This window comes from Streptomyces sp. UNOB3_S3 (assembly GCF_020740895.1).
GTDB lineage: Bacteria > Actinomycetota > Actinomycetes > Streptomycetales > Streptomycetaceae > Streptomyces.
This window is the reverse complement of the sequence record NZ_JAILXP010000434.1, coordinates 1-5,605: the sequence shown is the minus strand read 5'-3', so window position 1 is coordinate 5,605 and position 5,605 is coordinate 1. Positions and strand designations below refer to the sequence as shown.

Genomic DNA, 5,605 nt, shown 5'->3' with positions numbered 1-5,605 from the left:
GGGGAAACACCAGCGCCGGAGGCGCTGGAAGCGCCCCCGGCACGGGGTGGGGTCCAAGGTCAGAGCTTGGGCAGGACCTGGGCGAGGAGCGAGCCCATGCGGGCGGCGGCGTCGCGGCCGGCCTCCAGGACCTCTTCGTGGTTGAGGGGCTCACCGGTCATGCCGGCGGCGAGGTTGGTCACCAGGGAGATGCCCAGGACCTCGGCGCCCGCCTCGCGGGCCGCGATGGCCTCGAGGGTGGTGGACATGCCGACGAGGTCGCCACCGAGGGTGCGGACCATCTTGATCTCGGCGGGGGTCTCGTAGTGCGGGCCGGGGAGCTGGACGTAGACGCCCTCCTCCAGGGTGGCGTCCACCTCCTTGCACAGGGCGCGCAGACGGGGGGAGTACAGGTCGGTGAGGTCGACGAAGTTGGCGCCGACGATCGGCGAGGTCGCCGTCATGTTGATGTGGTCGCTGATCAGCACCGGCTGGCCGGGGCGCATGCCGTCGCGGAGGCCGCCGCAGCCGTTGGTGAGGACGACGGTCTTGCAGCCGGCGGCCACGGACGTGCGGACGCCGTGGACGACGGCGGCGACACCGCGGCCCTCGTAGTAGTGCGTACGGCCGAGGAAGACGAGCGCGCGCTTGTCGTTGACCTTGTAGGAGCGGACCGTGCCCGCGTGGCCCGCGACGGCGGCGGCGGAGAAGCCGGGGAGCTCGGTCACCGGGAACTCGGCCTCGGGGGTGCCGAGGGCGTCGGTGGCGGGGACCCAGCCGGAGCCCATGACCAGGGCGACGTCGTGGGTCTCGGCGCCCGTGAGCTCGCGGAGGCGAGCGGCGGCGGCGTCGGCCGCGGCGTACGGGTCGGCCTGGATGTCGGGGGTTACAGAAGCGTTCACGCGGACGAGGGTAGCCGCTCCTGGCCTACGCGCGTAGATGTCGCTGGTTACGGTGTTCCGATTGTTGCTTTGTGCGTTGCGACGAGATGGAATCGTCACTTTCCGCACATACCCAGTACGGCTCAGCAGGGCCGCTTGCGCAGTTCCATGACGTAGTCGTGGGGCGCGCCGGCGGATTCCGCCGCGTCGGCGATCTCGCCGAGGTAGCGGGCGGAGGGGAGCCCTCCCTCGTAGCCGTTGAGGACGTACACCCAGGCCGGCTCCTCTCCGTCGAGAGTGTGCACCCGGACCCGCATCCGGCGGTAGACATCCAGGCCGACACCCTCCCAACGGTCCATCGAGTCCTCGTCCATCGGAGCGATGTCGTAGAGGGCGACGAAGACCTGGGAGCGGGGGGCCTCGACGATCGTGGCGAGCGCGCCCTCCCAGCCCATCTGCTCCCCGCCGAAGGTCAGCCGCCAGCCGTTGAGCCAGCCGGTGCCGCGCAGCGGTGAGTGGGGGGCGCGGCGGGACATCAGCCGCGCGTCGAGGTTGCCGGCGTACGCGGCGTAGAGCGACATGGTTCCGAGGGTACGGGAGTGAGGCGGAACGGCATTTGGGGTGGCAGTCTCGAAGGAGAGATCGCGCGAACGTTCTGGCGGGTTTCGCTCGGGATTCGGAGAGGATTCGCGTAGGAATCACGGAGGGATCGCGCTAAGGAGGCCCCGGAAGGAGTCGCTTTGATGGGTGCGGGACAATGGAGTACGTGACTCGGATCGTGATCATCGGTGGCGGACCCGGCGGCTACGAGGCGGCGCTTGTCGCTGCCCAGCTCGGCGCGGAGGTGACCGTCGTCGACTGCGACGGTCTGGGTGGGGCGTCGGTGCTGACCGACTGCGTTCCCTCGAAGACTCTTATCGCTACAGCGGAAGTGATGACCAACTTCGACTCCTCCTACGAGGAGCTGGGGATCATCGTCGCCGACGACACTCCACCGCTGGAGCAGGCCGCTCGGGTGATGGGCGTGGACCTGGGCAAGGTCAACCGGCGTGTGAAGCGTCTCGCGCTGGCCCAGTCGCACGACATCACCGCCTCGGTGACCCGTGCGGGCGGCCGGGTGATGCGCGGGCGCGGGCGGCTGGAGCCGCAGCAGGCGCCGGACGGCTCGCGCCGGGTGGTCGTGACGGCCGCCGACGGGGCCGAGGAGACGCTGGTCGCGGACGCCGTGTTGCTCGCCACCGGCGCCCACCCCCGTGAGATCCCGGACGCGCTGCCCGACGGTGAGCGCATCCTGAACTGGACGCAGGTCTACGACCTGGACGAGCTGCCCGAAGAGCTGATCGTGGTCGGCTCCGGTGTGACCGGTGCCGAGTTCGCCGGCGCCTACCAGGCGCTGGGCTCCAAGGTGACGCTGGTCTCCTCGCGCGACCGGGTGCTGCCGGGCGAGGACCCGGACGCGGCCGCCGTGCTGGAGGACGTCTTCCGGCGGCGCGGCATGAACGTCATGGCGCGCTCGCGCGCCCAGTCGGCCAAGCGGGTGGGGGACCGGGTCGAGGTGACCCTGGCCGACGGCCGGGTGATCACCGGTACCCACTGCCTGATGGCCGTGGGCTCCATTCCCAACACGGCGGGGATCGGGCTGGAGGAGGCCGGGGTCCGGCTCACCGAGTCCGGGCACATCCGGACCGACAAGGTCTCGCGGACCTCGGCGCCCGGCGTCTACGCGGCCGGCGACTGCACCGGCGTGTTCGCGCTGGCGTCGGTCGCGGCGATGCAGGGCCGCATCGCGATGTACCACTTCCTGGGTGACGCGGTGGCGCCGCTCAATCTGAAGACGGTATCCGCGAACGTATTTACGGATCCGGAGATTGCGACGGTCGGGTACACCCAGGCCGATGTCGACAACGGTCTCATCGACGCCCGGGTCGTGAAGCTCCCGCTGCTGCGGAATCCGCGGGCGAAGATGCAGGGCATTCGCGACGGTTTCGTGAAGATGTTCTGCCGGCCCGGCACGGGCATCGTCGTCGGTGGTGTGGTCGTCTCGCCGCGCGCCAGTGAGCTCATTCATCCGATCTCGATCGCCGTCGACAACAATCTGACGGTCGAGCAGATCGCGAACGCGTTCACCGTCTACCCGTCCCTCTCGGGATCGGTCGCCGAGGTGGCACGGCAGTTGCACACGAGGAAGACGCAGCGCGAAGCGTAAGGAAGGCCAAGGAAGGCCAAGGAGGAACAGTGGGGGGAGCCGTTTGTTCCGGTTCCCTATACCACCTCTTGGGTCGCACTACGGACAACTTCCGTTAATTGCTGCAACCTGCTGAAAACAGATGGACGTTGGCGTTACTGTCGGTTTCGTGTTCGCTGCAGAACGTCGTCAATTGATCCTCGAAATGGTGCGGGCCAACGGGGCGGTTTCGCTCCGTGAGCTCGCCCGCGTCGTCCAGACCTCAGAAGTGACCGTACGGCGGGACGTGCGGGCGCTGGAGGCCGAAGGACTGCTCGACCGCCGGCACGGCGGTGCGGTGCTGCCGGGCGGTTTCACCAGGGAGTCCGGCTTCCCGCAGAAATCCCATCTAGCGACCGCCGAGAAGACGGCCATCGCCGATCTCGCGGCGAGCTTCGTCGAGGAAGGCGAGGCCGTCGTCGTCGGCGCCGGTACGACCACCCAGGAGCTGGCCCGCCGGCTCGCCCGCGTACCGGGTCTTACCGTGGTCACCAATTCCCTGCTCGTCGCCCAGGCCCTGGCCCACGCCAACCGGGTCGAGGTCGTCATGACCGGCGGCACCCTGAGAGGCTCCAACTACGCCCTGGTCGGCAGCGGCGCGGAGCAGTCCCTCCAGGGGCTCCGGGTGAGCAGGGCCTTCCTGTCCGGGAGCGGCCTGACCGCCGAGCGCGGGCTGTCCACGTCCAACATGCTCTCCGCGAGCGTGGACCGGGCGCTGGTACAGGCGGCGGCGGAGGTCGTCGTCCTCGCCGACCACACCAAGCTGGGCACGGACACCATGTTCCAGACCGTGCCCACCGATGTGATCACCAGACTGGTCACCGATGAGCCGCCCGTCCATGACGAGCGGGCCGCCACCGAGCTCCAGGCCCTGGCCGACCAGGGCGTCCACATCTCGGTGGCCGGCCCGGGCGCGGGCAGCGGACCCGCCGCGGGCGTCGTCCACGGGGAGGTCCCCACGGCCTCCCCGCGCCGCCGGGACGTACCGCCGCTGCCCGGCCAGCGCAGAAGCCTGCCACTGGGCCACGGCCAGCCGCCCGGCCCGGTCCAGGGCGGGCCGCCGGGCGCCCAGCTGCGCAGCACGGTGTCCCTGGGCGAGCAGGCCACGGCCCGGGTGGCGGACCTGGCACCCCGCCGACGGTAGGCAGGTCCGATGGCACCCGTGACAGGTGGGACTCCGGGGATTCGCGAGCTCTCCCCGGCGAAGGCTACGGCCGGGCTTTTAGCCCGGTCAGGGTGAGCGTGAGCAGGCGGTCGGCCAACTCCGGGTCGTCCGGGGACTGTTCGACCGCCAGCGCGATGGCGTTCGTCAACTGCATCAGATCCACGATGTCCACGTCGGGGCTGATGGCGCCCGCCAGCTGGGCGCGGGCGAGCAGCGCGCGTCCCGCGTCGCGCAGCGGCAGGCTGCACCGCGACATGGCGGAGCCCTCGTCCGTCTGCGCGGCCATCAGCGCCCGGGAGAGACCGCGATAGGTGCTGGCGTGCGCCACGATGGCCCGCAGCCAGGCGACCAGCGCCCGGCAGGGCTCGGGCGCCGCCAGCAGCTCGCGCGAGCGGGCGAGGATGCCGTCGACCTCGCCCTGGAAGACCGCGCTCATCAGCGCCGTGCGATTGGGGAAGTGCCGGTAGAGCGTGCCGATGCCCACCCCGGCCCGCCGGGCGACGTCCTCCAGGGAGGCGTCCGTGCCGTGCTCGGTGAACGCCGTACGGGCCTCCGTGAGCAGCCGCTCGTAGTTGCGCCGTGCGTCAGCGCGCATGGGTCGTGGTGACGTCTGCGCCGCGTCGGTCGCCATTCCGTCCGTCCTCCCGATTCGATGGCCGTGCCGGTGCCACAGTCCCCGTCAGTCCCCGGTTCCCCCCGTCAGTCAAGGATGCCAGGCCGCCGGGGGCCCCGGACGACGAATGCCCACGGGCCCCCGGCCTGTGCGGCGGGGGCCCGTGGGCGGCGAAGCGGGGAACGTCCCGGATCGGTCCTGGGATCAGTCCTTGATCTCGCAGATCACGGCGCCGGAGGAGACGGACGCGCCGACCTCGGCGGTGATCCCCTTGATGGTGCCGGAGCGGTGGGCGCTGATCGGCTGTTCCATCTTCATGGCCTCCAGGACCACGACGAGGTCGCCCTCGTTGACCTGCTGGCCCTCCTCGACCGCGACCTTGACGATCGTGCCCTGCATCGGCGAGGCCAGGCTGTCGCCGGAGGCGGCGGAGCCGGACTTCTTGGCGGCGCGGCGCTTGGGCTTGGCACCGCCCGCGGCGGCGGTACGGGCCAGGGTCATCCCGAGCGAGGACGGCAGGGAGACCTCGAGGCGCTTGCCGCCGACCTCGACGACGACCGTCTCACGGCCGGCTTCCTCTTCCTCCTCGGCGGCGGCGCCGGAGAAGGGCGGGATGGTGTTGGTGAATTCGGTTTCGATCCAGCGGGTGTGGACGTGGAACGGGTCGCTGGTGAACGCCGGGTCGGTGACCACCGCACGGTGGAACGGGATCGCGGTGGCCATCCCCTCGACCTGGAACTCCG

6 protein-coding genes are annotated in these 5,605 nt (G+C 70.7%); 2 read left to right on the top strand and 4 right to left on the bottom strand.

Annotation, left to right across the window (positions count from 1 at the left end):
- Positions 1–59: 59 nt before the first annotated feature.
- The gene (locus tag K6I33_RS30980; RefSeq protein WP_229357868.1) at positions 60–881 is read right to left on the bottom strand and encodes a purine-nucleoside phosphorylase; all 822 of its coding nucleotides are present in this window, start codon (positions 879–881) and stop codon (positions 60–62) included.
- A gap of 122 nt (positions 882–1,003) precedes the next feature.
- The gene (locus K6I33_RS30975) at positions 1,004–1,441 is read right to left on the bottom strand and encodes a gamma-glutamylcyclotransferase (protein ID WP_126915713.1); all 438 of its coding nucleotides are present in this window, start codon (positions 1,439–1,441) and stop codon (positions 1,004–1,006) included.
- A 176-nt stretch (positions 1,442–1,617) separates the two neighbouring features.
- Here K6I33_RS30975 and K6I33_RS30970 point away from each other — a divergent pair, with 176 nt between their 5' ends.
- A complete protein-coding gene (locus K6I33_RS30970; RefSeq protein WP_229357867.1) occupies positions 1,618–3,066 on the top strand; it encodes an NAD(P)H-quinone dehydrogenase in 1,449 nt (482 codons plus the stop codon).
- Between the two features lie 121 nt (positions 3,067–3,187).
- Complete coding sequence (locus K6I33_RS30965; protein WP_275126815.1) at positions 3,188–4,228, top strand: DeoR/GlpR family DNA-binding transcription regulator; 1,041 nt, start codon at positions 3,188–3,190, stop codon at positions 4,226–4,228.
- A gap of 64 nt (positions 4,229–4,292) precedes the next feature.
- Here the strand turns inward: K6I33_RS30965 and K6I33_RS30960 are convergent, their stop codons facing one another.
- A complete protein-coding gene (locus K6I33_RS30960; RefSeq protein WP_229357866.1) occupies positions 4,293–4,844 on the bottom strand; it encodes a TetR/AcrR family transcriptional regulator in 552 nt (183 codons plus the stop codon).
- Between the two features lie 222 nt (positions 4,845–5,066).
- Positions 5,067–5,605, bottom strand: a 539-nt coding sequence (locus K6I33_RS30955) for a biotin/lipoyl-containing protein (protein ID WP_229357865.1), incomplete at its 5' end; no start/stop codon positions are given.

Coding starts and splice junctions, on each gene's coding strand:
- K6I33_RS30975 (WP_126915713.1), bottom strand. CDS start 1,441: ATGTCGCTCTACGCCGCGTACGCCGGCAACCTCGACGCGCGGCTGATG.
- K6I33_RS30960 (WP_229357866.1), bottom strand. CDS start 4,844: ATGCGCGCTGACGCACGGCGCAACTACGAGCGGCTGCTCACGGAGGCC.
- K6I33_RS30970 (WP_229357867.1), top strand. CDS start 1,618: ATGGAGTACGTGACTCGGATCGTGATCATCGGTGGCGGACCCGGCGGC.
- K6I33_RS30965 (WP_275126815.1), top strand. CDS start 3,188: ATGGACGTTGGCGTTACTGTCGGTTTCGTGTTCGCTGCAGAACGTCGT.